This window comes from Achromobacter sp. 18P8.1.1 (assembly GCF_057799415.1).
Genome location: NZ_JBYOKH010000002.1, coordinates 69,249 through 93,061 on the forward strand (window position 1 = coordinate 69,249; position 23,813 = coordinate 93,061).

Below are 23,813 nucleotides of genomic sequence, written 5' to 3' on the forward strand. Positions count from 1 at the left end.
ACATGACCCACAGCCCCGATTTCACTACCCGCCGCCGCGTGCTGGCCGCTGCCGGGGCGCTGGCCGGCGTCAGCCTGCTCAATGGGCGCGTCGCGTTCGCGCAGCCCAAGCTGGGCCGCGTCGTCTACGGCCAGGGCAGCATCGACCCCTTTTTCGCGGCCGGCTACGTGGCGTTGAAGAAGGGCTATTTCAGCGAAGGCGGCCTGGACGTCGAATACCTGAATTCGCAAAGCGGCCCGCGCACCAACCAGTTGCTGGCGGCCGGCCAGATCGTGTTCGGCGCCACGGCGGCCACCGCCGCCCCCGCGCTGACCATCGCCGGCAAGCCCGCGACGCTCGTGTTCGGCTTTGACCGCAAGCTCACCTACGCCAACGTCATCGTGCGCCGCGAGGACTTCGACAGCGGCAAGATCAAGTCGCTGAAGGACCTGGCCGGCAAGCGCGTGGGCGCCACCCAGCCGCAGTCCAGCACCTGGCTGATGGCGCTGTACCTGATGCAGAAGGCCGGCGTGGCCGACAAGGTGGACATCCGCCCGCTGGGCGACCTGGCCACCATGCTGGGCGCGCTCAAGACCGGGTCGGTGTCAGCCAGCATGGCCACCATGTCCATGATGGAGCAAGCCCGCCAGGAAGGCTGGGGCGTGCCCATTTTCGACGCCACTACCGAAAGTTCGTGGAACGAATTCATGGGCGGCGACGTCCCCGGCATCGCGGCGCTGACGCTGGAAGACACCATCCAGAAACGCCCCGAAGTGGTGCAGGCCTTTGTGACCGCGATGGTCAAGGCGCAGGACTTCATCACCGCCAACACCGCCGCCGGCATCACCGACGTCATCTACGAGGACTACCTCAACGCCTTCCCGCGCGCCGCGATCGAGAAGACGCTGGGCGTCTACAAGGACACGGTGTTCCTGAAGGACAACCTCATCACCGAAGACGCGTACAACCGCATGACGGCCATCATGGGCGACGGCCGCCAGTTCTCCAACGACGAGATCAAGACGGTGCCCTACGCCAAATGCGTGAACATGGGCTTCGTGCGGAAAGCGCGGGGCCTCTGATGATCACGCTGGACAAAGTCGGCAAGGCGTACCAGTCGCGCCAGGGCACGACGCATGCGGTGGGCGAGGTCAGCCTGACGATCGAACAAGGCGAATTCGTGTCCATCGTCGGCCCCTCGGGCTGCGGCAAGAGCACGCTGCTGAACATGATCGCCGGCTTCCTGCGGCCCACCACCGGCACCATCCGTGTGGACGGCCAGGTGGTGGACGGTCAGGTGCCGCCCGCGCTGGGCTACATCTTCCAGAAAGACACCTTGCTGCCCTGGTTCAGCGTCAAGAAGAACGTGGCGCTGGGCCTGAAGTTCCAGGGCGTGGCCGCCGACAAGATCGACCGCCGCGTGGCCGAACTGCTGGAACTGGGCCACCTGGGCGCCTTTGCCGACGCCTTCCCGCACCAGTTGTCGGGCGGCATGCGCCGGCGCGTGGCGCTCTTGATGAGCCTGGCCGTCGAGCCCCGCATCCTGCTGCTGGACGAACCGTTCGGCGCACTGGATACCCACACCAAGACGCACCTGCACCGCGAACTGATGGAGATCTGGCGCAAGCTGGGCCAGACCATCGTCATGGTCACGCACGACCTGGACGAAGCCATCCTGCTGTCGGACCGCGTGGTGGTGCTGTCCGGCCCGCCCAGCCGTGTGCTGCTGGACGAACGCATCCGCATCCCGCATCCGCGCGACGTCTTCACGCTGCGTGAAACGCCGCAGTTCGTCGCCCACGTGCAAAGCCTCTGGAGCGTGCTGGGCCAGCAGTTCCGCGCCGCCGCCTGAATCCCCCCGCGTCATGATCCCGACTGAAACCTCTGATTCCCTGCAGGACCAGCTGCGGCTGGACCGCCGCGCCGGCATTGCCCGCCGCGTGCGCATCATCTTGTGGCAAGTGCTGATCCTTGCCGTCATCCTGGGCTCTTGGGAAACGCTGACGCGCATCCCGTGGTTCACCCAGAACACGCTATTCGACCCCTTCTTCATCAGCCAGCCGTCGCGCGTGGCGGTGCGGCTGTGGGAATGGATGCAGCCCGGGCCGCGCTCGGTCTGGCCGCACTTGTGGCTGACGCTGCAGGCCACGATGGTGGGGTTGGTCGTGGGCGTGGGCAGCGGCTTCATCGTCGGCATGACGCTCAGCCGCAGCCGCTTCCTGGCCGACGTATTCAACCCGTTCATCGTGGCATTCAACTCGATGCCGCGCATCGCGTTTGTGCCGCTCATCACCATGTTCTTCGGCCTGGGGCTGGCCTCCAAGGTGGTGACGTCCTGGTTCGTGGTGTTCTTCCTGGTGTTCTTCAACACCTACAAGGGCGGCCGCAGCGTCGAACGCGAACTGGTGGACTTCTGCCGCACGTTGGGCGGATCGCCGCGCCAGATCCTGTGGCGGGTGCGCATCCCGACGGCAGCGGCATGGACGTTCGCCGCCTTGCCCAACGCCATCAGCTTCGCGCTGATCGGCGTGGTGCTGGCCGAATTCGTGGGATCCACCACCGGCATGGGCTACCTGATGATCACCGCGCTGGCCACGCTGAACGCCACCGACATGTTCGCCGCCGTGACGCTGTTGTCCATCGTCGGCATCGCGCTGGTTTATTGTGTGACGTGGCTGGAGCGGCGCCTGCTGCACTGGGCGCCAGAGTTCCGCGAATAGCAAGGCTCGCCCCCAACGCGCAGGGCGATGGAGAATTGATTTGAAGACACTACCTTATCTGCGCAACTTCGATCTGACCGGGCAGGTTGCGCTGGTCACCGGGTCCGCGCGCGGACTGGGCTTTTGCATTGCGCGGGCGCTGGCGGGCTGTGGCGCGCGCGTGCTGATCAACGGGCGCAACGCTGCGGCCGTGGATGCCGCCGTGGCCGATCTGACGGCCGCCGGCCTGGACGCGCATCCCTTGCCGTTCGATGTCAGCGACGACGCCGACATGGCGCGCGCGTTCCAGCGCATCGACGACGAGCATGGACGCCTGGACGTGCTGGTGAACAACGTGGGCGCCCGCAACCGCAAGACCTTGCGCGACACCAGCCCCGCCGAAATCCGCGAGCTGATCAATACGGATCTGGTCGCCGGCATGCTGCTGGCCAAGTTCGCAGCCGAACGCATGGTGCGCCAGGGTGGCGGCCGGCTGATTGCCATCACCTCGGTGGTGGGCGAACTGGCGCGCGCGGGCGACGCCGTGTATCCGGCAGCCAAGCAGGGGCTCACCGGCATGGTGCGGGCCCTGGCCGCGGAATTTGGCGGCCACCACATCACCAGCAACGCGATCGCGCCCGGCACCTTCGCAACCGAAACCAATGCGGAAATGGTGGCGGACCCCAAAGTCGGCCCGCGCATCGCGGCCCGCAACCCGACGGGGCGTTGGGGCGAACCGGAAGAAATCGCCGGCGCGGCGGTATTCCTGGCATCCCCAGCCGCGTCTTATGTGAACGGCCACGTGCTGGTCGTGGACGGCGGGCTGTCGATTCAGTTTTGAGGCAGGCCAGCGGCTTGCGCGATGGGTTTCGCGCGGCCGCGACCGTCCCGGAACAGGAAGGGCTGGCCGCGCTCTACCCATCCTACGAATGACATGCCGGCCATGGATGATGCACCACCCCCGTAGGATGGGTGAAGCGCGAGACACGCTCGCCGCGCACGGCAGCGCCTGCCGCGCGCAACCCATCATCCGCCGTCCGCCAGAATCAGGTCGTCTCGTCCTGATACCAGACGCCTTCGGCCAGCATCATCTTCTGATGGCCGTGGCCCGCGGGCATCATCGGGAAGCAGTTTTCCTGCGCTGACACCGCCACGTCCAGGAAGTAGGGGCCGTCATGCGCCAGGCATTCGGCCAGCGCGGCCTCCAGCTTTGCCGGGTCGTCCACCCGCGCTGCGCCCCAGCCGAACGCCCGCGCCAGCGCCACGAAATCGGGCAGCGACGCGTTGTAGCTGTGGCTGTAGCGGCCGCCGTGGATCAGTTCCTGCCACTGGCGCACCATGCCCATGTAGCCGTTGTTGCACAGCACGACCTTCACGGGCGTCTGGTGCTGCATGGCCGTGGACAGTTCCTGGATATTCATCAGCACCGACGCGTCGCCGCTGACGCAGACCACTGTCTTGTCAGGATGCGCCACCTGCGCGCCGATCGCGGCCGGCACGCCATAGCCCATGGTGCCGGCGCCGCCCGAGGTCAGCCAGCGGTTCGGCTTGTCGAAACGCAGGTACTGCGCGGCCCACATCTGATGCTGGCCCACGTCGGTGGACACGATGGCGTCACGGTCGGCCAGCGCAGCATTCAGGCTGGCCATCAAATGCTGCGGCAGGATCGCGTCCGCGGCGGGCGTGAAACCCAGGCAATCCTGGCTGCGCCACGTATCGATGCGCTTGAACCAGGGTGCCAGGCGCGCCGCGTCCATGGGCTCGTCGCCCAGCTCGGCGCGCAACGCCCGCACCAGCGGCAGGCAGTCGCCCACCAGCGCCACGTCCACCCGCACCACCTTGTTGATCGACGCCGGGTCGATGTCGATATGGATCTTGCGCGCATGCGGGCAGAATTCCGAGATCTTGCCGGTGATGCGGTCGTCAAAACGGGCGCCGATGCAGACGACGAGGTCGGCGTTGTGCATAGCCAGGTTGGCCTCGACCGTGCCATGCATGCCCAGCATGCCCACGAACTGCGGGCTGGACGCGGGGAAGGCCCCCAGGCCCATCAGCGTCAGGGTACACGGCGCGCCGGTGTGGCGGACCAGGTCGGCGAACGCTTCGCAAGCTTCCGGGCCGGCATTCACCAGCCCGCCGCCGCCGTAGAAGATGGGACGCTTGGCCTGCGCGATCAGCGCGGCGGCGCGGCGCACGGCCGACTGCGGCAACTTGGGCGCCAGCTTGCCCGACTGGCGGCGCGCACGCAGCGCGGCCAGCTTTTGCTGCGAGGGCAGGCCGGGCACGTCGTCATCCGCATCGCGCGGCACGGCCAACTGCACGTCTTTCGGAAAGTCCACCAGCACGGGGCCCGGACGGCCCTGGCGGGTCAGCTCGAACGCCCGGGACACCACATTGGCCACGTCGTCCACGGCGCGGATCTGGGTGTTCCACTTGGTCACGGAACGCGAGATGCCGATAGCGTCGCATTCCTGGAAGGCGTCGGTGCCGATGGCCGCGGTGGACACTTGGCCGCTGACGCACAGCACCGGGATCGAATCGCACATGGCGTCCAGCAAGCCCGAGGTGGTGTTGGCCATCCCCGGGCCGGAGGTCACGAACACCACGCCGGTGCGACCGGTGCTGCGGGCGTACCCTTCGGCGGCATGCACGGCCGCCTGTTCGTGGCGCACCAGCACATGGCGCAGGCGCGGCTCGGCATACAGCGCGTCGTACAGCGGCAGGACCGCCCCGCCGGGGTAGCCGAACACGGTGTCCACACCGTGCGCAATCAGCGTATCGAGCAGAATCTTCGCGCCGTTCGAAACGGCGGGTTCAGTGGCGGCAAGCGCGGCGGCGGCGGTGGGGTGCAGGCGATCGTTCATGCTATCTATCTTATTCGTAGGCTTGAAGAATTTTTATCTTCTTTTCCACGATTACCGGCCGAACGGAGTAAATTTATCTTCGATTTGGAGGAATCAAAGAAAATGAACCTAGACAAGTTTGATCTGGCCATTCTGAAGGTGCTGCAAGAGAACGCGCGCGCCAGCCTGAACGACATCGGCGCGGCAGTGGGCCTGTCGTCCACGCCGTGCTGGAACCGCATCAAGCGCATGGAAAGCGCCGGGGTGATCCGCGGCTACACCGTGGACATCGATCCGGCCAGCCTGGGCTTCATGGATACGGTGATCGTGCACGTCACGCTGGAAAGCCACAGCGAGGAAACGCTGTATGAGTTCGGCCGCGCGCTGGCGGCCATCCCCGAAGTGCTGGAGGCCTTTCTGGTGTCGGGCGACTACGACTACTACATCCGCATCGCCGTGCGCGACACCCGCGACTACGAACGCCTGCTGCGCGAACAGCTCTACCGTATCCCGGGCATCCGCCACAGCAAATCCTGCTTCGTGCTGCGCCGCCTGAAGGAAACCATGCTGCCGCTGACCGGGCCGGCGGGGTAAACCGCCCTCAACGCAGCACGAACCCCACCGGTTCGGCCGCCTCGGGCAGCGGACGCACGCCCAGGCCCTCCAGGAGGTCGATCTCGATCACGCGGGCCAGCGCCGACAGCGGCAGGTCGTTCTCTTCCAGGCCGAAGGGGTCTTCCAGCTCGTCGCCCAGCGCGTCCAGCCCGAAGAAGGTATAGGCGATGATGATGACCGCCACCGGGGTCAGGTATTCCAGCGTGCCCACCAGGCCGAACGGCAGCAGCAGGCAGAACAGCCACGCCGTTCGATGCAGCAGCAGCGAATAGGCGAACGGACAGGGCGTGAACTTGATGCGTTCGCAGGCGGCCTGGATGGCGGCGCACTGCGCCACGCGCTGGGTCAGGCCCTGATAGAGAATGTCGCTGAGCTCGCCGCGCCGCAGACAGGCCGCCAGGTCGCGGTTGATCGCCATCAGCAGCGCGTCCGGCACATTGCGGCAACCGGCCAGCGTGTCCAGTTCGTCTTGCTGCACCCAGGGGCGCACGGCCTCCACCATGTCCTGGCCGCGCAAGCGCGCCGCCAGCCCGTACCCGAAACCGATGCAACGCCGCACCAGCCGTTCCTGCACCGGGTTGGCCGTGCTGGCCGCCAGCAGCACCGCGCTTTCTCGCGCCAGGCTGCGCGCCTGCACGATCAGGTCGCCCCACTGCTTGCGGGCTTCCCACCAGCGGTCATAACAGACGTTGTTGCGAAAGCCCATGAAGACCGACAGCGCCAGGCCGAAGAGCGAGAAGGGCACCGCGGTCAGGTGCGCGGGCGAAAACAGCTGGCGGTGGTACATCCACACCACCACGCAGGACAGCAGCGTGATGACGAGAATCCGGCTGAAAATGCGCGGGATGATGGAGCCGCGCATGATAAAGAACAAGGCCAGCGCAGAGGGACGCGGACGGACGATCATGATGAATATCAAGTAAGGACAAGGCGCGCTCACTATACGCCTGTCGTCCTGTCAAAGACGCGTCGATATAATTCTGTTTCGTCTCACCGCTTTCACCAGGCCTCCATGACCTCCGAAGACACCCCGATCAAGCCCTGGCATGTCGTCCGCCGCTCCAAGCTGCACGGCAACGGCGTCTTCGCCGCCCGCAAGATCCCCGCGGGCACGCGCATCATCGAATACGGCGGCGCGCGCATCAGCGCCAAGGAAGCCGACCGCCGCCATCCGACCAACCCCGACGATCCCTTCCACACCTTCTTCTTCGCGCTCAGCTCCGGCCGCGTGATCGACGGCGGCGACGAAGGCAACGACGCCCGCTGGATCAACCATTCCTGTGAGCCCAACTGCGAGGCCCAGGAAGGCAAGCACGGCAAGCGCGTCTACATCGTCGCCTTGCGCGACCTGCCGCGCGGCACGGAACTGTCGTACGACTACGGCCTGGTCCTGGACGGCCGCATCACCAAGGCGCTGAAGGAAGGCTACCGCTGCCTGTGCGGCACCCCCCCGTGCCGCGGCACGATGCTGGCGCTGCCGAAAAAGAAAAAGAAGAAAGCAGAGACGCCCGCGGAAAAAAAGGCGGATAAACCTGCGGCCACTAAACCCGCACCCGCCACGGAAACGCCAAAAACCCCGGCAACAGCCGACACCGCAAAGTAAGTCCCCCCTCCGGCGACGGCGACACCCCCCAAGGGCGCGCAGCGTCACGCGTCCCCGCAGCCCCTCCCAAATGCCAAAAACGGCCGCCCGCGCGGCCTTTTTTGGCGACCCCGCAAGATCCTCCATCTCCACACCGCCCGGCAGAAAAATGCCAAGCACACCCCCCGTCCCAGAGGCGGTGAAGTGTCGAAACCAGAGCCTGGCGCGGGGGCGGGCCGGGGGGCGAGGGGAGTCGATGCGCCCAAGGGAATCTGAAGGAACTGCCAAAGGCAGTGACGAAGATGACGCAGGGGCAGTCCGGAGCGAAGGCTCCGGACCGCAATCGTTGACCCGCGCCCGCCGGCCCGCCCCCGCGCCAGGCGCCAAAAGAACCCGCCCATCCCCCGTCCCGAAAAGAACAAACCCTCACTCGCAATAAGCATATTCCTCCGCAAAAACCAGACAGGCGTACAATCCAGAAAGTCGTTAACACGACATGCAGTACGTCTTCAGGGCGGGGTGCGATTCCCCACCGGCGGTATGCCATGCAATGTGGTGAGCCCGCGAGCGCCCGGCGTCCTTCACGGACATCGGGGTCAGCAGATCTGGTGAGATGCCAGAGCCGACGGTCATAGTCCGGATGAGAGAAGATGTGCCGGCACATTCCCGATTGCCCGGGCGCACCTGCGCCTGGACGACCGTATTGCGTTCGGCTGTCGATTAGCCCTGAAACGTTTTTCGCCCCCTTCATTTGCGAGAGCGTTTCAATGTCCACCCTCAATACCCAGCAGTCCCTCCCCAGCCTGGCTTCACAGCCCTTCGCCGCTCGTCTGCAGCGCGCCCTGCATCACCTGCGCCTGGGCCGCCCCGTCATCCTCATGGACGACTTCGACCGCGAAAACGAGGCCGACCTGATCGTCGCCGCCGACAAGCTGACCGTGCCCGTCATGGCCCAGCTGATCCGCGACGGCAGCGGCATCGTCTGCCTTTGCCTGCCCGGCGAAACCCTCGACCGCCTGGAACTGCCCCCGATGGTCCAGCGCAACCAGAGCCGCTTCGCCACCGCCTTCACCGTTTCCATCGAAGCGCGCGAAGGCGTCAGCACCGGCGTATCCGCCGTTGACCGCGTCACCACCATCCGCGCCGCCATCTCGCCTTCGGCCCAAAGCGAAGACATCGTCAGCCCCGGCCACGTGTTCCCGCTGCGCGCCCAGCCCGGCGGCGTGCTGACCCGCCGCGGTCACACTGAAGGCTCGGTCGACCTGGCTGTCCTGGCCGGCCTGCGCCCGGCCGGCGTGCTATGCGAACTGATGAACGCCGACGGCACCATGATGCGCGGCGCGTCGCTTGAGCGCTACGCCGCCCAGCACGGCCTGGTGGCGCTGACCATCGCCGAACTCGCCGACCATCTGCAAAAGCTCAAGGACGGCCAGGCCGAAACCGTGGACGACGAAGTCCTGGAAATGGCGGCAACCGTCTAAGTCCGGCAAACGCATCGGGGCCGTGGCGAACCACGGCCCCTATGCATTAATGCATCATGCCCGGGCAGGGCGCCGCAACGCCAAGGCCACGAAAACGGCGGCCAACGCGCACGACCCGCCCATCAGATACACCGCGCCATACCCCTGCGCGCCCGCCAGCCAACCCGCCGCCGGGCCGCTGATGCCCAGCGCCACGTCCAGGAACGCCACATACGCCCCCATGGCTGCGCCCCGGCTTGCCGCCGGCACGCGGCGCACGGCTTCCACCCCAAACGACGGAAACGCCAGCGAATAGCCCGCGCCGGTCAGCAGCGCGCCGCCATACGCCCACAGCGGCGTCGCGCCCGACCAGATGAGCCACTGGCCCACGGCCTCGACCACCACGCATACCAGCGCCACGCGCGCGCCGCCCAGCTTGTCCGGCAGGCCGGCAAAGAACACCCGGGCCAGGATGAAGCCGACCCCGAAGGCGCTGAACATCCACGCCGCGCCGTCCCAGCCGCGCTCCGCGAAGAACAGGCTGACGAATGCGGTGATGACGCCGAACCCCACACTCGTCAACGCCAGGCCCATGCCCGGCAACAGCACCATGCCCAGCACGCGGTAGAAGGGCGTGCGCACGCCGCCTACGGCCGCCACCCCGCGCTGCGGCAGCACCAGCGCCAAGGCCGCCAGCGGAATCAGGACCGTCGCCCACGCAATGCCCGCGAATCCCGCCGCGCCATACAACCGCATGCCGGCGGGCGCGCCCAGCGCATACGCGGCGTAGATGGCCACGCCCACCCACGCCATCACGCGCCCGGCATTCTGCGGCCCCACGCGGCCCACGCCCCAGCTGAGCGCGCCGGTGGCGATCAGGCTTTCCGCGCATCCCATCAGCGCGCGGCCCGCCAGCAAGACGGCCAGCGCCGCCTGCGGCTGCGACGAGAGCGCCTCGGCCAGCACATACAGCAACCCGGCCGCCACACCCAGCACGAAGCCCGTCACCACGGCGCGCTTGGCGCCGCGGCGATCGACCAGCGCGCCGGAATACGCCCGCGACAACAAGGCGGCGGCGAACTGCAGGCCCGCCACCACGCCCACCACCAGCGCACTCATGCCCAGCGTGCCATTCACATACAACGGCAATACCGGCATCGGCAGGCCGACCATGAAAAATCCGATGAACACCGCCAGGACCAAGGGCAGCAACTGCGCAAACACGGAGCGCACGGGTCCGTGGGCCGCGGGCAATGCCGCGGCCGTCGAAACGTTCGACATGAAAAATCCTTGAAAGGGTCATGACAATCCGAAACCATCGCGGAGAATTCGTCGATGGCATAATCCGCGCTTGCGGGTGACAAATCGGATTGCCTGCTGCAAATTTTATGAGCCGAAGCTCAGGTTTGATACTCGCCTTTCCACGCATCCATGACCGACATCCCACAGCCCCGAAAATCGCCGCGCCAGCTTAGATCGCAGCACACCGTCGACACGATCCTGCAGGCGACGGCTCGCGTTTTGGCCGCCAACGGCTATGCGGGCACCAACACCAACCTGATCGCCGAAACCGCGGGCGTCAGCGTCGGGTCGCTGTACCAGTACTTTCCGAACAAGAACGCGTTGATCGCCGCGCTGCATCAGCGCCACGACAACGAGATGCTGGATGTCATCGACAACGTGCTGAACAGCAACCCCGCGGCCACGCTCGAAGAGCGCGTGGCCGCCATCGTCCAGGCGATGCTGCACGCGCACCTGCTGGAGCCCGCGCTGCACCGCGTGCTGGAACGCGAGTTCCCGCTGTTCGACACGCCGCGCGAACACAGCCTGGCCGATCAGGACATCCATCGCCGCATGCGGCACCTGCTGGAATTGCATCGCGCCGAGATCGCGCAACAAGACCGCGACCTGGCGACCTATGTGGTGCTGCGCATCATGGAATCGCTGGTGCATGCGGCAGCGCTGGAGCCGCCCGCCGGGTTTTCCCCTGCGCAGCTTGAACGGGCCGTAGTGGATGCGGTGATGGGGTATCTGGCGACGCCGGGCGGCGCGGCGCCGCGCAAGAAGGCAAGTGCTGCCAAGGCCGGCAAACCCCCGGCGGCGGCCAAGAAAGCCACGCGCCGGAAAACCGCGGCGTAAACGGCCGGCCCGCAGTTGGAGATTAGCGGTTGTCGATCAGCGGCTAGCGTCTTCGGCCATGCGGGCCAGGCAATCCGATGCCTTGCCCACCACGATGCGGGCGCTGCACGCCAGCATCAGGTTCAGGTTCATGCCGAAGTCTTCGACGGTGTAGCCCTCGGCATCCACCATGCGCGACACGCCATCGTCTGCTGCCGCCCCCACCGCCACCTGGTCGACCAGCGAGCCGGCCTGGCCGGTATAGCCCCACACCGGCTTGCCGCAGGCGATGGCATAGCCCACTTCAAAGGCCGTGCCCGAATCGGGTTCGGCGCCGCGAAAGGCATTCAGGTTGGCCATCACCATGTCGGCGCGCCGGATCAGCGCCACGTTCTCGCGGTAGATCCACTGCGCCAGCGCGGGGCCCGACAAGTCCTTGGGCGCCATGTTGTCCAGCGGAAACAGCCCGTCGAAACCGTAGGTGGCGCACAGCGCCTTGAGCCGCTGGCCGTGCGCCACGGCATCGGGCAGGAATACGTCGAAACCCGCGAGATACACGCTGCGCATAAGGGCTTACTCCGGTTCTGAAACGTTGAAGGCTTCGCCGGTGGCGAAAAACGAGCCGCCGGCCAGGTAGTGCACCGAACGCCGGTCGTCGTGCGGGAAGTGCCAGCGGTTGTCCGAAAACACGTCCGGCGCCGCCCACGCGGCGACGACCTCACCGATGAACAGATCATAAGCCTGTTGGTTGTGCGGTTCGGGCACGACCTTGCATTCCAGCCAGCCCAGGCAGCCGGCCACCAGCGGCGCGCCGATCTTGCTGGCGGGAAACGTCGACAGGCCGCTTGCCTGGAACTTGTCTTCACCGCGCCCCGATTCCGAGCCCACCTTCAACGTGGCGGCCGCCTGCGCGCGCGACGGGATGCACAGCGCGAATTCCCCCGACGCTTCGATCAATTCGCGCGTGTAGGTGTTCTTGTCCACCACCACCAGCATCTTGGCCGGGTTGAAGTCCAAGGGCATCGCCCAGGCGGCCGCCATGACGTTGCGCGCGTCGCCGTGGGCGCTGGTCACCAGCACCGTGGGGCCGTGGTTCAGCAGCAGGTAAGAGCGGGGCAGGTCAACGGCTTGGATGTTGGACATGGCAGGGGGCTTAGAACATGCCGTTCTGATTGGCGGGGTTTTCGGGGATTTCCTGGCTGACGTCCCAGTGCTCGACGATCTTGCCCTTATCCACACGGAAGATATCCACAACCGCCTGGCCGCGGTCTTCCGGCGAATCGCGCCACTGGTTGTGGATCACCACCAGGTCGCCCTCGGCGATCACGCGCTTGATCTCGACGATGGCTTGCGGATGCTGGTCGAAATAGGGCGGGAAGAAATCCACCATCGGCCCGACGCCGTCGCGCATGTAGGGGTTGTGCTGCACGTAGTTGGGGCTGACGTACAGGCGTACCGCCTCGTCGATCTCGCGGTCCTGGAACATCATCCGGAAGAACGCCGTGACGATCTCCTTGTTCGACTGGGGCGCAGCCGCAAGCGCTGGCGCGGCTGCCAGGCAGTGGGAGGCGACCAGCGCACAGGCGGCCAACGATTTCAACTTCATACGCATACAGGACAACTCAGGATGACGCCGGCTGGCGGCCTGCCAGTTTACAAATAAAAACGCAGGTTCCGACCCTGCCGCACAATGAAAAAAGGAGCCCTTGACGGGCTCCTTTTTCCTTGCCTGGCGGGCGGATCAGTATCCGACGGTGAAGCGCCGGCGCGAATGCTTGGGCGTCTCGATCTCATCGGCCAGCGCAATGGCGTAGTCTTCCATCGAGATCCAGCTCTTGCCTTCCTCGTCGGCCAGCAAGTGGTCGTCACCCACGCGGAACGTGCCCGTGCGCTCACCCGGCTCGAACAGCGCGGAGGGCGACAGGAAGGTCCAGTTCAGCACCTTTTCCTGGCGCAGCGTATCCAGGAACACGACGCCGGCGCGGGCCTCGGGCTTGTAGGCGTCGGGGAATTCCGGGGTGTCGATCAACAGCTTGCCGGGCGCCACCAACAGGCTGCCCGCGCCGCCCACGACCAGCAGGCGCGGCACGCCGGCGTTCTTCACGGCGGCCAGCAAGGGGCGCGCGTCGGTCGACACGAAACGCGTGGCGCTGACGACGGCGTCGTGGCCGGTCAACAACGGCGTCAGGGTTTCGGGATCAGTGGCGTCGCCCTGCTGGATGGTCAGGCCGGGCTGCGCGTTCACGTCGGCCGGGTTGCGGGCGATGCCCGTCACCTGGTGGCCGCGTTTGATCAATTCGTCGGCCACGCGGGAACCCACGCGGCCGGTAATGCCGATCAATGCGATTTTCATGGTCTTGCTCCTTGGGAGGGAAGCCGGAGCGGGCGGCGCACGATGCGCCGCAACACGCTCCGGTTCAGGCAAATCCATACTATTCGGTCAAATCCGAACAAAAAACCCAGTAAACCGGAAGAGTTTTTTGCAATTCATGCATCAATCGGCCGGATTCAACCTGCGTTGCGCTGCGCCTGATAGACCTGCAAGTGCGAATACGCCACCCGCAGATAAGTCGCGTCCACGCCCAGCGTGTGGGCGCGCCGCACCATGTCGCCCACGATGTGGTCGGCCTCGACCGGCAGGCCCTGGCGCAGGTCGCGGAACATGGACGCCGTCATGGGTTGCGTGCGGTCGCTCATCAGCTTTTGCGCGAAGGCATCGGCTTCGGGACGGACTGCATGGCCGGACGCAGCCGCCACGGCTTGCGATTCCTGCAGCAGGCTTTTCAGGATGTCGATGCCGTCGTCGGTAGACGCGATCTGTCCGATCGCGCCGCGCATCAGGCAGGTGCCCGCGGCCAGCGTCGTCAGCATGACGTACTTTTCCCAGATGTCCTGGTGGATGTCTTCGCTCAGGCGGCTGACGTATTCGCCGCCGGCCAGCGCTTGCTCCAGCGCCACGCAGCGTTCGCTGCGGGCCGGGCCCGCGCGTTCGCCGAAGACGATGCTGGCATGCTTGCCCAGGTGCACCACTTCGCCCTCCGGGCCGAGCGTGGCGTTGATCTGGCACAGCCCGCCCAAGACGCGGTGCGGCTCGAATTCGCGGTCCAGCACGTCGTATTGCAGCACGCCGTTCATGATGGGCAGCACCGCTGTATCCGGGCCGACCGCGGGGCGGATGGCGTCGATGGCGCTGGCCAGGTCATAGGCCTTGCAGCTGAGCACGACCACGTCGTACTGGCCCTGCAGGGTCTGCTGCGTGGCAAGCTTGGGGTGCAGCGTGGCGTCGCCGAACGGGCTCTGGATACGCAAGCCCTGTTCGCGGATCCGGGCCGCGCGCGGTTCGCGCACCAGGAAGGTTACGTCCGCGCCCGCCTGGGCGGCGCGTCCGCCGAAATAACCGCCGGTGCCGCCGGCACCCAAGAACAACAACCGCATTTGTCTCTCCTGTAGCTGCCCGCCTGTTTCGCGGGCTGATACGGAATTATGCGCTTGGCACGGCGGCCGGCGCATCCTGCAAGCGCCCGCTGCCCACACGCCGGACAGGCGCTTTCGGGAAGCGGCCGGCTCAGACTGCGTGGTTGTGTTCCGCCCAGGCTTCGTAGCCGCCGCGCAGCGCCCAGGTCTTGGGATAGCCGGCCGCGCGCAGGCGCGAGGCCAGCAGCGCAGCCGACACTTCGTTGGGGCAGGCGCAATACACCACGATGTCGGACTCCAGCGCGCCCGGGTCCAGCGCCGGCAGCGGCGCCTTCAGGTCCACGGCGATGGCGCCCGGAATGCGTTCGGCATCGCGCTGCGCTTCGGGACGCACGTCGAAGACCACCGTGTTGCGGCCGTCCTGGCGCCATTGCATCAGTTCGTCCACGGACAAGCGGGGGATGACGCGCAGGCTGCGCAGCAGGATCCGGCGGCGCAGGAAACGCGTGAGGATATACAGCGCCAGCACCGCCGCCAGCACGCCCAGCCCCATGGCGCCGTAGGTGCCCAGGATTTCCAGCACGTCGTTGACCACGCTGTGGAACAAGCCGCCCAGCAGCAAGGCCGAACCCGCCCAGATCATGGCGCCCACCAGGTCATAGAGCAGGAAGCGGCGGTAGGCGGTGCCCGTCAGGCCCGCCATGACGGTGGACAGCGCACCCGCGCCGGGCAAGAACTTGCACACCAGCAGCGCCCGCACGCCAATGCGCAGGTACAGGCGCTGCGTCTGGCGGATGCAGGAATCCTGCGACAGCGACATCTTGCAGATCACGCCCAGCAGGCGCGCGCCGTAACGGCGGCCGGCAACATACCAGAGGGAGTCGGCCAAAAGGCAGGCCACGGTGGCCGCCAGCCATGGCGTCAGCCATCCGGCCGCGCCGCCCAAGGCACCCGCCGCGATCAGCATGGGATAGGCGGGCACGGGCAGGCCCGCCTGTTCGACCAGGACGTTCGCGAACACCAGCCACCCGCCGTACTGCTCGAGCAGCAATTGAATGTCTTGCATGGACCTTCCAGCTTGCCGCGCGGAGCGCAGCTTATCGCTCGATTTTAGGCGCGCCGCGGCCTGTCAGGCGCGTTGCCGGCGCTTCATGCACCGCAACACGGCGTTTCACGCGCGGCACGTCCATCCCGTGGGACACGGCGCACCATCTTGGTGCCACGTTTCCCCGCCGAGGTGCCTATAATCCTGCCCGTTCATCAGGTTTCCCCGACTTGTCGCAGGAATGCCTCATGGCATACAACTTGCTTCGCCTGGACTGGCTGCGCACCGACCATTCGGATGGGACGCGCCCCCGGCGCCCCCATCCCCATGACTGATCCCACGCCTACGTTTTCGTCCGCTTGCGCCGACCCTGCCTGCCGGCGGCCGCAGCCAGGCATCCGCATCGTCGCCCCATCGGTTCCCCCTTTCCATCCCCGCGAAGGAGTCTCCCGCATGAAATCCCTGTCCACCCCGTCCGTCGGCGGCATCGCCCGCCGCGGCCTGCTCAAGCTGGCGGCCGCTGCCGCCGCTGGCGCCTTGCTGTTCTCGGGCGCGGCGCAAGCCCAGGCCCCGGCCAAGACCCGCGTCGCCGCCATCTACACGGTGCCGGTCGAGCAGCAATGGGTGTCGCGCATCCACAAGGCGCTGACCGCCGCCCGCGACCGTGGCGAGATCGAATACACCTTCTCGGAAAACGTCACCAACGCCGACTACGAGCGCGTCATGCGCCAGTACGCCGAGCAGGGCAACAAGCTGGTGGTGGGCGAAGCCTTCGCGGTGGAAGCCGCCGCCCGCAAGGTGGCCAAGGACTATCCGCAGACCGCCTTCCTGATGGGTTCCTCGGGCAAGCCGCAGCAGCCCAACTTCTCGGTGTTCGACAACTACATCCAGGAACCTGCCTACCTGACCGGCATGATCGCCGGCGGCATGAGCAAGACCGGCAAGATTGGCCTGGTCGGCGGCTACCCCATCCCCGAAGTGAACCGCCTGATGCAAGCCTTCATCGAAGGCGCCAAGGAAGTGAACCCGAAGGCCGAATTCACCGTGACCTTCATCGGTTCGTGGTTCGATCCCCCGAAGGCCAAGGAAGCGGCCTTCGCCATGATCGACAAGGGTGCGGACGTGCTGTACGCCGAACGTTTCGGCGTGTCGGACGCGGCAAAGGAACGCGGCAAGCTGGCCATCGGCAACGTGATCGACACGCAGCCGCAGTACCCGGAAACGGTGGTGGCATCGGCGTTGTGGAGCATGGAGCCCACGATCGACGAAGCGCTCAAGCAAGTAAAGGCCGGCACGTTCAAGGCGGCCGACTTCGGCCAATACTCGCTGATGAAGCACAACGGTTCGTCGCTGGCGCCGCTGGGCACCTTTGAATCGAAGATCCCGGCCGAGCTGATCGCCCGCGTGCAGGCCAAGCAAAAGGCCATCCTGGACGGCAGCTTCACTGTGCAAGTCGTCGACAAAGAACCCAAGTCCTCGGCACGATGAACCAAGCGCCTCTCGCCCTGCAACTGACGGGGATCACCAAGCGCTTCGGCAGCCTGACGGCCAATGACGATATCTCGCTGACGCTTCGGCAAGGCGAAGTCTTGGCCCTGCTGGGCGAGAACGGCGCCGGCAAATCGACCCTGGTGTCGATCCTGTTCGGCCACTATGTGGCCGACGCCGGCAGTATCGACGTCTTCGGCAAGCCATTGCCGCCCGGCCGGCCCGACGCCGCGCTGGCGGCGGGCGTGGGGATGGTGCATCAGCACTTCACCCTGGCCGACAACCTGACCGTGCTGGACAACATCATGGTCGGCACCGAGTCGCTGTGGAGGCTGGCCTCCGGCCGCGGCGCGGCGCGCCGCCGCCTGGTCGAGCTGGGCCAGCGCTTCGGCCTGGGTGTAGACCCCGACGCGCGCGTGGGCGGGCTTTCCGTCGGCGAAAAGCAGCGCGTCGAGATCCTGAAAGCGCTGTACCGCGGCGCCCGCGTGCTGATCCTGGATGAACCCACCGCGGTGCTCACGCCCCAGGAAGTGCAAGACCTGTTCGCGACGCTGCGCGGCTTTGTCGACGAAGGCCTGGCCGTCATCTTCATTTCGCACAAGCTGGACGAAGTGATGGCCGTGTCGCGCCGCGTGGCGGTGCTGCGCCAGGGCAAACTGGTGGCCGAACGCGACACCGCCGGAACCAGCCCCGCCGAACTGGCGGAACTGATGGTGGGCCGCAAGGTCGTCATGCCGCGCGCCGAAGCGGTCGCCGCCGCCGAACAAGCCGCGCCGGTCGTGACCTTGTCGCAGGTCACCGTGCGCGACGGCCGGGATGGCGCGCCGCGCCTGGACAGCCTGGACCTGGTGGTCCACAAGCACGAGATCGTCGCGATCGCGGGAGTGGCCGGCAACGGCCAGCAGGCGCTGGTGTCGGTCCTGACCGGCCTGCGCCAGCCGTCCGACGGCACGATCCGGCTGGGCGCCGAACACGCAGCTGCGCCGACCACACCGGCCGGCTGGACCGCAGCCCGCGTCGGCCGCATTCCGGAAGACCGCCACGGCGAAGGCATGATCGGCGACAGCCCGCTCTGGGAAAACGCCATCGTCGAAGACCTGAAGGACAAGCGCTTCGCGCGCTACGGCCTGATCCGCGCCCGCGCGGGCAAGGCGTATGCGGCCTCGCTGGCCAAGCAGTTCGACGTGCGCGCGGCCTCGCTGGACGTGCGCACGCGCAGCCTGTCCGGCGGCAATATGCAAAAGCTGATCCTGGGCCGCACCTTGGCGCGCGAACCGCGCTTCATCGTGGCCGACCAGCCCACCTGGGGCCTGGACATCGGCGCCGTCGCCTATGTGCGCGAGCAGTTGCTGGCCGCCCGCGCGCGCGGCGCCGGCGTGCTGCTGGTGTCCGAAGACCTGGAAGAAATCTTTGCCCTGGCCGACCGCATCGCCGTGCTGTGCGGCGGCAAGCTGGTGGCCGTCAAGCCGGTGGCCGACTGGACGCCCGCCACCGTCGGCCTGGCCATGACGGGCACCCGCGCATGACGGCCCAGTCTGCCGCTTGCCGACGCCCCCTCTATTGAGCATCACTCGCATGAAACTGATCCTGGAACGCCGCCCCGAGCCCAGCCGCATGGCGCTGGCCTTGGCCCCCATCGCGGCCATCCTCTTTACGCTGGCGGTCTGCACCTTGCTGGTGGCCTGGGCCGGCGCCCCCGTGGGCCGCACCTACGCGCTGCTGTTCGAAGGCGCGTTCGGCTCGCGCTTCGCCCTGTCCGAAACGCTGACCCGCGCCACCCCGCTGATGTTGACGGGCCTGGCCTGTGCCGTGGCGTTCCGCGCCCGCTTCTACAACATCGGCGCCGAAGGCCAGCTGTATCTTGGGGCGCTGGCGGCCGTCGCCATCGGCGGCCTGCATGACGGCACCGGCTTCGACCTGCCGGTCCCGGTGCTGTTCGGCGGCATGATGCTGGCGGCAGCCCTGGCAGGCGCCTTGCTGCTGCTGATCCCGGCCTTGCTGAAGACCCGGCTGGGCGTGGACGAAGTCGTGACCACGCTGCTGGGAAACTTCATTGTGCTGCTGTTCGTGTCCATGATGCTGGACGGCCCGATGAAGGACCCGATGGCGATGGGCTGGCCGCAATCCGTAGCGCTCAACGGCGATCTGGAACTGGGCAAGCTGATCGAACGCACGCGCGCCCACACCGGCCTCTTGTGGGCGGGGGGCCTGGCGCTGGGCCTGTGGCTCTTGAACCGCTACACCGTGTTCGGCTTCCAGATGCGCGCCGTGGGCGCCAACGCGCATGCCTCGCGCTTCCTGGGCCTGCCGGTGAACCGCGTGATGCTGGGCACCGCCATGCTGTCGGGCGCGCTGGCAGGCCTTGCCGGCGCCATCGAAGTGGCGGGCCGCACGGGCTACGTCACGCTGGACATGTCGCCGGGCTACGGCTACACGGGCGTCGTCGTCGCCATGCTGGCCGGCCTGCACCCGCTGGGCGTGATCCTGGCCAGCATCTTCGTGGCCGGCATGCTGGTCGGAGCCGACAGCATGAGCCGCGCCATCGCGGTGCCGAACTACATCGCCGACGTCATCGTCGCCACCTCGTTGCTTGCCATGCTGGTCGCGACGCTATTTGCGCAGTACCGCCTGCGCCGCAACCGGGCTTGAGGAGCACGACATGGAATGGATGGATCTGATCAGTTCCTCGGCCTTCTGGGTTGCCGTACTGCGCCTGGCCACGCCGCTGATTCTAGGCACCTTGGGCGTGTTGCTGTGCGAACGCGCCGGCGTCTTGAACCTGGGCATCGAAGGCATCATGGCCGCGGGGGCCTTCACGGGCTGGCTCGTCGTCTACCTGGGCGCGCCGCTGTACGTGGGCGTGCTGGCGGCCGCCTTGGCGGGCGCGGTGTTCGGCCTGCTGCATGCGGTGCTGACGGTGCCGTTGGGCCTGTCGCAACACGTCTCGGGCCTGGGCGTGACCTTGCTGGCCACGAGCCTCAGCTACTTCGCCTACCGCGTGACGTTCCCCAGCGTTAACACGCCGCCCACCATCACGCCGTTTGCCGAAATGAAATTCCTGGACGGCATTCCGCTGATCGGGCCGGTGCTGGCGGGGCAAACGCCCATGACGCTGATCGCGCTGGCCGCGGTGCCGATCCTTGCCTGGGTGCTGAACCGCACGCCCGTGGGCCTGGCGATCCGCATGGTGGGCGAGAACCCGGCGGCAGCCGAAGGGCAGGGCCTGTCCGTCACGCGCCTGCGCATGGGCGCCATCGTGGCGGGCTCCGCGCTGATGGGTGTGGCCGGCAGCTTCCTGACCCTGGCGGCGTTCAACGCCTTCTTCTTCAACATGGTCAACGGCCGTGGCTGGGTGTGCGTGGCGCTGGTGGTGTTCGCCTCGTGGCGGCCCGGCAAGGCGCTGCTGGGCGCGCTGATCTTCGCCTTTTTCGACGCGCTGCAACTGCGCCTGCAACAGGGTGGGGCCGCCTTGCCCGGCCTGCCGGAGCTGCCGTACCAGGTCTACCTGATGCTGCCCTACATCCTGTCCATCCTGGCCCTGGTGGTGATGGCGCGCCGCGCCGCCTACCCGCAGGCCTTGATGAAGCCCTATCGCAAAGGCGAGAGATAAGCCCCCCCCGGAGCGCTGCGCGCTCTCCCCCAGGGGCGTCGCTACGGACCGGCGGAGCCGGACCCGTGCGACCCGGATTGGGGGCGCTTGCTTCATGCGGCGACGGGGCGCGCAGTACCATGGATAACTGAATTCTTCCGCAAGGAAATCGTATGCTCGATTTGATTCTTAGACACTGCACGCTGCCCGATGGCCGCAAGGACATCGACATCGGCATCGCCGGCGGCCGCATCGTGGCGCTGGAGCCGGGCCTGAAGGCCGAGGCCGCGCAGACCGTGGACGCGGCCGGCCAGCTGGTGTCCTCGCCGTTCGTGGACGCGCACTTCCACATGGACTCGACGCTCTCGTTCGGCCTGCCGCGCGTGAACCAGTCGGGCACGCTGCTGGAAGGCATCGCGCTGTGGGGCGAACTCAAGCCGCTCTTGACGCAGGAAGCGCTGGTGGAACGCGCGCTGGCGTATTGCGACTGGGCGGTGGCGCGCGGCCTGCTGGCCATTCGCTCGCATGTGGACGTCTGCGACCCGCGCCTGTTGGCGACCGAAGCGCTGCTGCACGTGCGCGAAAAGGTCAAACCCTATCTGGACCTGCAGCTGGTGGCCTTCCCGCAGGACGGCGTGCGGCGCGCGCCGGGCGCGCTGGACAACCTGAAGCGCGCGCTCGACATGGGCGTGGACGTGGTGGGCGGCATTCCGCACTTTGAACGCACCATGCAGGACGGCGCGGAATCCGTGCGCATCCTGTGCGAACTCGCGGCCGAACGCGGCTTGCGCGTGGACATGCACTGCGACGAGAGCGACGACCCGCTGTCGCGCCATATCGAAACGCTGGCCTATCACACGCAACGCCTGGGCCTGCAAGGCCGCGTCACGGGTTCGCACCTGACGTCCATGCACTCCATGGACAACTATTACGTGTCCAAGCTGATCCCGCTGATGCGCGAAGCCGGCGTTGCCGCCATCGCCAACCCGCTGATCAACATCACCCTGCAGGGCCGCCACGACACGTATCCGAAGCGCCGCGGCATGACTCGCGTGCCGGAACTGCTGGCCGCTGGCGTGCCGGTGGCCTTCGGCCATGACTGCGTGATGGACCCCTGGTACAGCCTGGGCTCCGGCGACATGCTGGAAGTGGCGCACATGGGCCTGCACGTGGCCCAGATGACGGGCCAGGACGCCATGCGCGCCTGTTTCGAAGCCGTGACGACCACGCCCGCAAAGATCCTGGGGCTGGACGACACGGGCATCGCGGTCGGCAAGCGCGCCGACCTGGTGCTGCTGCAGGCGCGCGATGCGGTCGAAGCACTACGCTTGCGCGCCACCCGCCTAATGGTGCTGCGCGCTGGCAACGTGATCGCGACCACGCCGCCCGCCACCGCCACCTTGAACCTGCCGGGCCGCCCGGGCCAGGTCAGCTTTCAGACACCGGCCCGCTGACATACGGCGGCCGTTTTGCGGCCGTCACGATGATCTCCACCAGCAACTCCGGCGCGGCCAGCTTGGCCTCGCAGGTGGCGCGGGTGGGCATCGCATCCGGCAGCGCCCATTCGGCCCACACGCCGTTCATGCCGGCGAAGTCGCGGTCGATGTCCGCCAGCCAGATCTGCACGGACAACAACCGCGACTTGTCCGTGCCCGCCTGGGCCAGATAGCCGTCGATCTTCGCCAACGCGTCGCGGGTCTGCGCGGCGATGCCGCCCGCCGCCGATGACGTCACGCCCGCCACATACACCGTGTCTCCGTGAATCACGATGCGGCTCAAGCGCTGGTTGGTTTCCTTGCGCACGATATCGTCGTTCATTCGTCTTGCTCCTTTTTCGATGGGGGGGACGCCAGTGCGGCGTCCGAAAAACGCTCAATCCGGAACGGCGCGATCGGCATGTCCGTCGCGCCGGTGGTGATCAGGTCGGCCATGATGCGGCCGACGATCGGCCCCAGCTCGAAGCCGTGCGCCGAAAAGCCGAATGCGTGAAAAGCGGTCTCGTGGCGGCTGCTGCGCCCAATCACCGGGATCTCGTCCGGCATGGCCGCTTCGATGCCCGCCCATCCCCGGTTCACCACGGCGTCCCGCATGTGCGGGAACAGGTCGCATACCGTGCGGGCGCCTTCGGCCAACGAACGGAAATCCAGTTCGGTCCATTCCGCGTCGCGATCCACCCAGGCGCGGCGCCCGCCGCCGATCAGCACCGTGCCGTTCGTGCGCTGCTTGAACGATAGCGCGCGCCCGGTGCCCAGCACCACGGGATCCAGGAAATGGTCCATGCGCAACGTCACCAGCATCATGGGGCTGATCGCGGTTAGCGGCACAGGCTCGCCCCATTGCGCGGCGATGCGGTCGGCCCACGCGCCCGCGCAGTTCAGCACCTGTGGCGCGGTGTACGTGCCGGCATCGGTGTCCACGCGCCATTGGCCATCTGCGCGCGTGACGCCGTCCACCCGGACGCCCTCCAGGAAACGCGCGCCCAGGCTGGCGGCCTTCAGGCGGAACGCCAACGTCGTGCGATACGGGTCGGCGGCCGCATCCTCGCGCGCAATCAAGCCGCCCTGGATGGTGGGCGCCAGCGCCGGGATCATGTCCAGCAAGTCCTCGGGGCTTATCCACTGCTCGTGCGTGTAGCCGTGGCCGGTCATCGTCTGCAGGCGCTGTTGCAGGGTCTGGGCATCCGCGGCGTTCTCCGCCACCCGTACCTGCCCATGCTGCTCGAAGCCGCAATCGTCATCCACCAGGTCGCCGATGCGGTACCAGAGTTCGCGCGAGGCCAAGGCCAGCGGCACCTCGGCCAGATGCCGCGCCAGGGTGCGCACGCCGCCCGCATTCACGCCGGAGGCATGCCGCCCCACGTAGTTCTTTTCGATCACCAGGGCGCGCACGCCCGCGCGCGCCAGATGCAGCGCCGCCGAACTGCCGTGCAGGCCCCCGCCGATGATGATGACCTCTGCCGACCGCGTTGCACCGGTCATGGC

The 23,813-nt window shown here is 67.1% G+C and carries 24 protein-coding genes and 1 riboswitch; of the genes, 13 read left to right on the forward strand and 11 right to left on the reverse strand.

The window, feature by feature from the left end; all coding sequences use genetic code 11:
• Positions 1-2: 2 nt before the first annotated feature.
• The 4 genes from AC27VE_RS02100 to AC27VE_RS02115 are packed head-to-tail and all read left to right on the forward strand — an operon-like array spanning position 3 to position 3,519.
• On the forward strand, positions 3-1,061 hold the full coding sequence (locus AC27VE_RS02100; protein ID WP_488702941.1) for an ABC transporter substrate-binding protein: 1,059 nt from the start codon (positions 3-5) through the stop codon (positions 1,059-1,061).
• Positions 1,061-1,831, forward strand: a complete 771-nt coding sequence (locus AC27VE_RS02105) for an ABC transporter ATP-binding protein (RefSeq protein ID WP_006227774.1) — start codon at positions 1,061-1,063, stop codon at positions 1,829-1,831. Before AC27VE_RS02100 ends, AC27VE_RS02105 begins: the two co-directional genes overlap by 1 nt.
• Before the next feature lie 13 nt (positions 1,832-1,844).
• Positions 1,845-2,699 carry an ABC transporter permease gene (locus tag AC27VE_RS02110; RefSeq protein ID WP_488702942.1) on the forward strand — a complete coding sequence of 285 codons (855 nt, stop codon included), beginning with the start codon at positions 1,845-1,847 and terminating at the stop codon, positions 2,697-2,699.
• A 40-nt stretch (positions 2,700-2,739) separates the two neighbouring features.
• A complete protein-coding gene (locus tag AC27VE_RS02115) occupies positions 2,740-3,519 on the forward strand; it encodes an SDR family oxidoreductase (protein WP_488702943.1) in 780 nt (259 codons plus the stop codon).
• Positions 3,520-3,724: 205 nt separating this feature from the next.
• Here the strand turns inward: AC27VE_RS02115 and ilvB are convergent, their stop codons facing one another.
• A complete protein-coding gene (gene ilvB, locus AC27VE_RS02120; protein ID WP_085946995.1) occupies positions 3,725-5,551 on the reverse strand; it encodes a biosynthetic-type acetolactate synthase large subunit in 1,827 nt (608 codons plus the stop codon).
• Positions 5,552-5,644: 93 nt separating this feature from the next.
• Here ilvB and AC27VE_RS02125 point away from each other — a divergent pair, with 93 nt between their 5' ends.
• On the forward strand, positions 5,645-6,115 hold the full coding sequence (locus AC27VE_RS02125; RefSeq protein ID WP_006227770.1) for an Lrp/AsnC family transcriptional regulator: 471 nt from the start codon (positions 5,645-5,647) through the stop codon (positions 6,113-6,115).
• Between the two features lie 7 nt (positions 6,116-6,122).
• On the opposite strand, the gene AC27VE_RS02130 is transcribed toward AC27VE_RS02125, so the two are convergent.
• Positions 6,123-7,043: a bestrophin family protein gene (locus AC27VE_RS02130; RefSeq protein ID WP_006227769.1), complete on the reverse strand. Its 921-nt coding sequence runs from the start codon at positions 7,041-7,043 to the stop codon at positions 6,123-6,125.
• Between the two features lie 105 nt (positions 7,044-7,148).
• Here AC27VE_RS02130 and AC27VE_RS02135 point away from each other — a divergent pair, with 105 nt between their 5' ends.
• Complete coding sequence (locus AC27VE_RS02135) at positions 7,149-7,739, forward strand: SET domain-containing protein (protein WP_006227768.1); 591 nt, start codon at positions 7,149-7,151, stop codon at positions 7,737-7,739.
• Between the two features lie 480 nt (positions 7,740-8,219).
• Positions 8,220-8,374, forward strand: a riboswitch (FMN riboswitch).
• Between the two features lie 111 nt (positions 8,375-8,485).
• Positions 8,486-9,199 carry a 3,4-dihydroxy-2-butanone-4-phosphate synthase gene (gene ribB / locus AC27VE_RS02140; protein ID WP_006227767.1) on the forward strand — a complete coding sequence of 238 codons (714 nt, stop codon included), beginning with the start codon at positions 8,486-8,488 and terminating at the stop codon, positions 9,197-9,199.
• A gap of 54 nt (positions 9,200-9,253) precedes the next feature.
• Here the strand turns inward: ribB and AC27VE_RS02145 are convergent, their stop codons facing one another.
• Positions 9,254-10,459, reverse strand: coding sequence for an MFS transporter (locus AC27VE_RS02145; protein WP_488702944.1), 1,206 nt, complete (start codon positions 10,457-10,459; stop codon positions 9,254-9,256).
• A 150-nt stretch (positions 10,460-10,609) separates the two neighbouring features.
• On the opposite strand from AC27VE_RS02145, the gene AC27VE_RS02150 reads away from it, so the two are divergent.
• The gene (locus AC27VE_RS02150; protein ID WP_488702945.1) at positions 10,610-11,317 is read left to right on the forward strand and encodes a TetR/AcrR family transcriptional regulator; all 708 of its coding nucleotides are present in this window, start codon (positions 10,610-10,612) and stop codon (positions 11,315-11,317) included.
• A gap of 36 nt (positions 11,318-11,353) precedes the next feature.
• Here AC27VE_RS02150 and AC27VE_RS02155 read toward each other — a convergent pair whose 3' ends face one another.
• The 6 genes from AC27VE_RS02155 to AC27VE_RS02180 all read right to left on the reverse strand — a co-directional run bounded on the left by AC27VE_RS02155 (position 11,354) and on the right by AC27VE_RS02180 (position 15,776).
• The gene (locus tag AC27VE_RS02155) at positions 11,354-11,863 is read right to left on the reverse strand and encodes a nucleoside 2-deoxyribosyltransferase (RefSeq protein ID WP_488702946.1); all 510 of its coding nucleotides are present in this window, start codon (positions 11,861-11,863) and stop codon (positions 11,354-11,356) included.
• A gap of 6 nt (positions 11,864-11,869) precedes the next feature.
• Positions 11,870-12,439: a flavin reductase family protein gene (locus AC27VE_RS02160; protein ID WP_006227763.1), complete on the reverse strand. Its 570-nt coding sequence runs from the start codon at positions 12,437-12,439 to the stop codon at positions 11,870-11,872.
• A 10-nt stretch (positions 12,440-12,449) separates the two neighbouring features.
• Positions 12,450-12,908: a nuclear transport factor 2 family protein gene (locus AC27VE_RS02165; protein ID WP_052017960.1), complete on the reverse strand. Its 459-nt coding sequence runs from the start codon at positions 12,906-12,908 to the stop codon at positions 12,450-12,452.
• Between the two features lie 129 nt (positions 12,909-13,037).
• Positions 13,038-13,649: an NAD(P)-dependent oxidoreductase gene (locus tag AC27VE_RS02170; RefSeq protein WP_006227761.1), complete on the reverse strand. Its 612-nt coding sequence runs from the start codon at positions 13,647-13,649 to the stop codon at positions 13,038-13,040.
• A gap of 155 nt (positions 13,650-13,804) precedes the next feature.
• Positions 13,805-14,731, reverse strand: coding sequence for a 2-dehydropantoate 2-reductase (panE, locus tag AC27VE_RS02175; protein ID WP_488702947.1), 927 nt, complete (start codon positions 14,729-14,731; stop codon positions 13,805-13,807).
• Between the two features lie 130 nt (positions 14,732-14,861).
• Positions 14,862-15,776 (reverse strand): DedA family protein/thiosulfate sulfurtransferase GlpE, encoded by a 915-nt coding sequence (locus AC27VE_RS02180; RefSeq protein ID WP_006227759.1) that lies wholly within the window; start codon positions 15,774-15,776, stop codon positions 14,862-14,864.
• Between the two features lie 432 nt (positions 15,777-16,208).
• On the opposite strand from AC27VE_RS02180, the gene AC27VE_RS02185 reads away from it, so the two are divergent.
• From AC27VE_RS02185 to AC27VE_RS02205, 5 genes are all read left to right on the forward strand, one after another.
• Positions 16,209-17,243, forward strand: coding sequence for a BMP family protein (locus AC27VE_RS02185; RefSeq protein ID WP_006227758.1), 1,035 nt, complete (start codon positions 16,209-16,211; stop codon positions 17,241-17,243).
• The gene (locus tag AC27VE_RS02190) at positions 17,240-18,769 is read left to right on the forward strand and encodes an ABC transporter ATP-binding protein (protein WP_488702948.1); all 1,530 of its coding nucleotides are present in this window, start codon (positions 17,240-17,242) and stop codon (positions 18,767-18,769) included. Before AC27VE_RS02185 ends, AC27VE_RS02190 begins: the two co-directional genes overlap by 4 nt.
• Before the next feature lie 49 nt (positions 18,770-18,818).
• Positions 18,819-19,892: an ABC transporter permease gene (locus AC27VE_RS02195; protein ID WP_006227756.1), complete on the forward strand. Its 1,074-nt coding sequence runs from the start codon at positions 18,819-18,821 to the stop codon at positions 19,890-19,892.
• Between the two features lie 10 nt (positions 19,893-19,902).
• On the forward strand, positions 19,903-20,853 hold the full coding sequence (locus AC27VE_RS02200; RefSeq protein WP_088589856.1) for an ABC transporter permease: 951 nt from the start codon (positions 19,903-19,905) through the stop codon (positions 20,851-20,853).
• Positions 20,854-21,005: 152 nt separating this feature from the next.
• A complete protein-coding gene (locus AC27VE_RS02205; RefSeq protein WP_488702949.1) occupies positions 21,006-22,286 on the forward strand; it encodes an amidohydrolase family protein in 1,281 nt (426 codons plus the stop codon).
• On the opposite strand, the gene AC27VE_RS02210 is transcribed toward AC27VE_RS02205, so the two are convergent.
• Positions 22,261-22,650 carry a RidA family protein gene (locus AC27VE_RS02210; protein WP_006227753.1) on the reverse strand — a complete coding sequence of 130 codons (390 nt, stop codon included), beginning with the start codon at positions 22,648-22,650 and terminating at the stop codon, positions 22,261-22,263. The genes AC27VE_RS02205 and AC27VE_RS02210 overlap by 26 nt on opposite strands.
• On the reverse strand, positions 22,647-23,810 hold the full coding sequence (locus AC27VE_RS02215; RefSeq protein ID WP_088589859.1) for an NAD(P)/FAD-dependent oxidoreductase: 1,164 nt from the start codon (positions 23,808-23,810) through the stop codon (positions 22,647-22,649). Before AC27VE_RS02215 ends, AC27VE_RS02210 begins: the two co-directional genes overlap by 4 nt.
• Positions 23,811-23,813: the final 3 nt, after the last annotated feature.

What these genes read in the sequence shown, in the direction of transcription:
- AC27VE_RS02100 (WP_488702941.1), top strand. Translation starts at nt 3, where the DNA reads ATGACCCACAGCCCCGATTTCACTACCCGCCGCCGCGTGCTGGCCGCT.
- AC27VE_RS02105 (WP_006227774.1), top strand. Translation starts at nt 1,061, where the DNA reads ATGATCACGCTGGACAAAGTCGGCAAGGCGTACCAGTCGCGCCAGGGC.
- AC27VE_RS02110 (WP_488702942.1), top strand. Translation starts at nt 1,845, where the DNA reads ATGATCCCGACTGAAACCTCTGATTCCCTGCAGGACCAGCTGCGGCTG.
- AC27VE_RS02125 (WP_006227770.1), top strand. Translation starts at nt 5,645, where the DNA reads ATGAACCTAGACAAGTTTGATCTGGCCATTCTGAAGGTGCTGCAAGAG.
- AC27VE_RS02130 (WP_006227769.1), bottom strand. Translation starts at nt 7,043, where the DNA reads ATGATCGTCCGTCCGCGTCCCTCTGCGCTGGCCTTGTTCTTTATCATG.
- AC27VE_RS02135 (WP_006227768.1), top strand. Translation starts at nt 7,149, where the DNA reads ATGACCTCCGAAGACACCCCGATCAAGCCCTGGCATGTCGTCCGCCGC.
- ribB (WP_006227767.1), top strand. Translation starts at nt 8,486, where the DNA reads ATGTCCACCCTCAATACCCAGCAGTCCCTCCCCAGCCTGGCTTCACAG.
- AC27VE_RS02145 (WP_488702944.1), bottom strand. Translation starts at nt 10,459, where the DNA reads ATGTCGAACGTTTCGACGGCCGCGGCATTGCCCGCGGCCCACGGACCC.
- AC27VE_RS02150 (WP_488702945.1), top strand. Translation starts at nt 10,610, where the DNA reads ATGACCGACATCCCACAGCCCCGAAAATCGCCGCGCCAGCTTAGATCG.
- AC27VE_RS02155 (WP_488702946.1), bottom strand. Translation starts at nt 11,863, where the DNA reads ATGCGCAGCGTGTATCTCGCGGGTTTCGACGTATTCCTGCCCGATGCC.
- AC27VE_RS02160 (WP_006227763.1), bottom strand. Translation starts at nt 12,439, where the DNA reads ATGTCCAACATCCAAGCCGTTGACCTGCCCCGCTCTTACCTGCTGCTG.
- AC27VE_RS02165 (WP_052017960.1), bottom strand. Translation starts at nt 12,908, where the DNA reads ATGCGTATGAAGTTGAAATCGTTGGCCGCCTGTGCGCTGGTCGCCTCC.
- AC27VE_RS02170 (WP_006227761.1), bottom strand. Translation starts at nt 13,649, where the DNA reads ATGAAAATCGCATTGATCGGCATTACCGGCCGCGTGGGTTCCCGCGTG.
- panE (WP_488702947.1), bottom strand. Translation starts at nt 14,731, where the DNA reads ATGCGGTTGTTGTTCTTGGGTGCCGGCGGCACCGGCGGTTATTTCGGC.
- AC27VE_RS02180 (WP_006227759.1), bottom strand. Translation starts at nt 15,776, where the DNA reads ATGCAAGACATTCAATTGCTGCTCGAGCAGTACGGCGGGTGGCTGGTG.
- AC27VE_RS02185 (WP_006227758.1), top strand. Translation starts at nt 16,209, where the DNA reads ATGAAATCCCTGTCCACCCCGTCCGTCGGCGGCATCGCCCGCCGCGGC.
- AC27VE_RS02190 (WP_488702948.1), top strand. Translation starts at nt 17,240, where the DNA reads ATGAACCAAGCGCCTCTCGCCCTGCAACTGACGGGGATCACCAAGCGC.
- AC27VE_RS02195 (WP_006227756.1), top strand. Translation starts at nt 18,819, where the DNA reads ATGAAACTGATCCTGGAACGCCGCCCCGAGCCCAGCCGCATGGCGCTG.
- AC27VE_RS02200 (WP_088589856.1), top strand. Translation starts at nt 19,903, where the DNA reads ATGGAATGGATGGATCTGATCAGTTCCTCGGCCTTCTGGGTTGCCGTA.
- AC27VE_RS02205 (WP_488702949.1), top strand. Translation starts at nt 21,006, where the DNA reads ATGCTCGATTTGATTCTTAGACACTGCACGCTGCCCGATGGCCGCAAG.
- AC27VE_RS02210 (WP_006227753.1), bottom strand. Translation starts at nt 22,650, where the DNA reads ATGAACGACGATATCGTGCGCAAGGAAACCAACCAGCGCTTGAGCCGC.
- AC27VE_RS02215 (WP_088589859.1), bottom strand. Translation starts at nt 23,810, where the DNA reads ATGACCGGTGCAACGCGGTCGGCAGAGGTCATCATCATCGGCGGGGGC.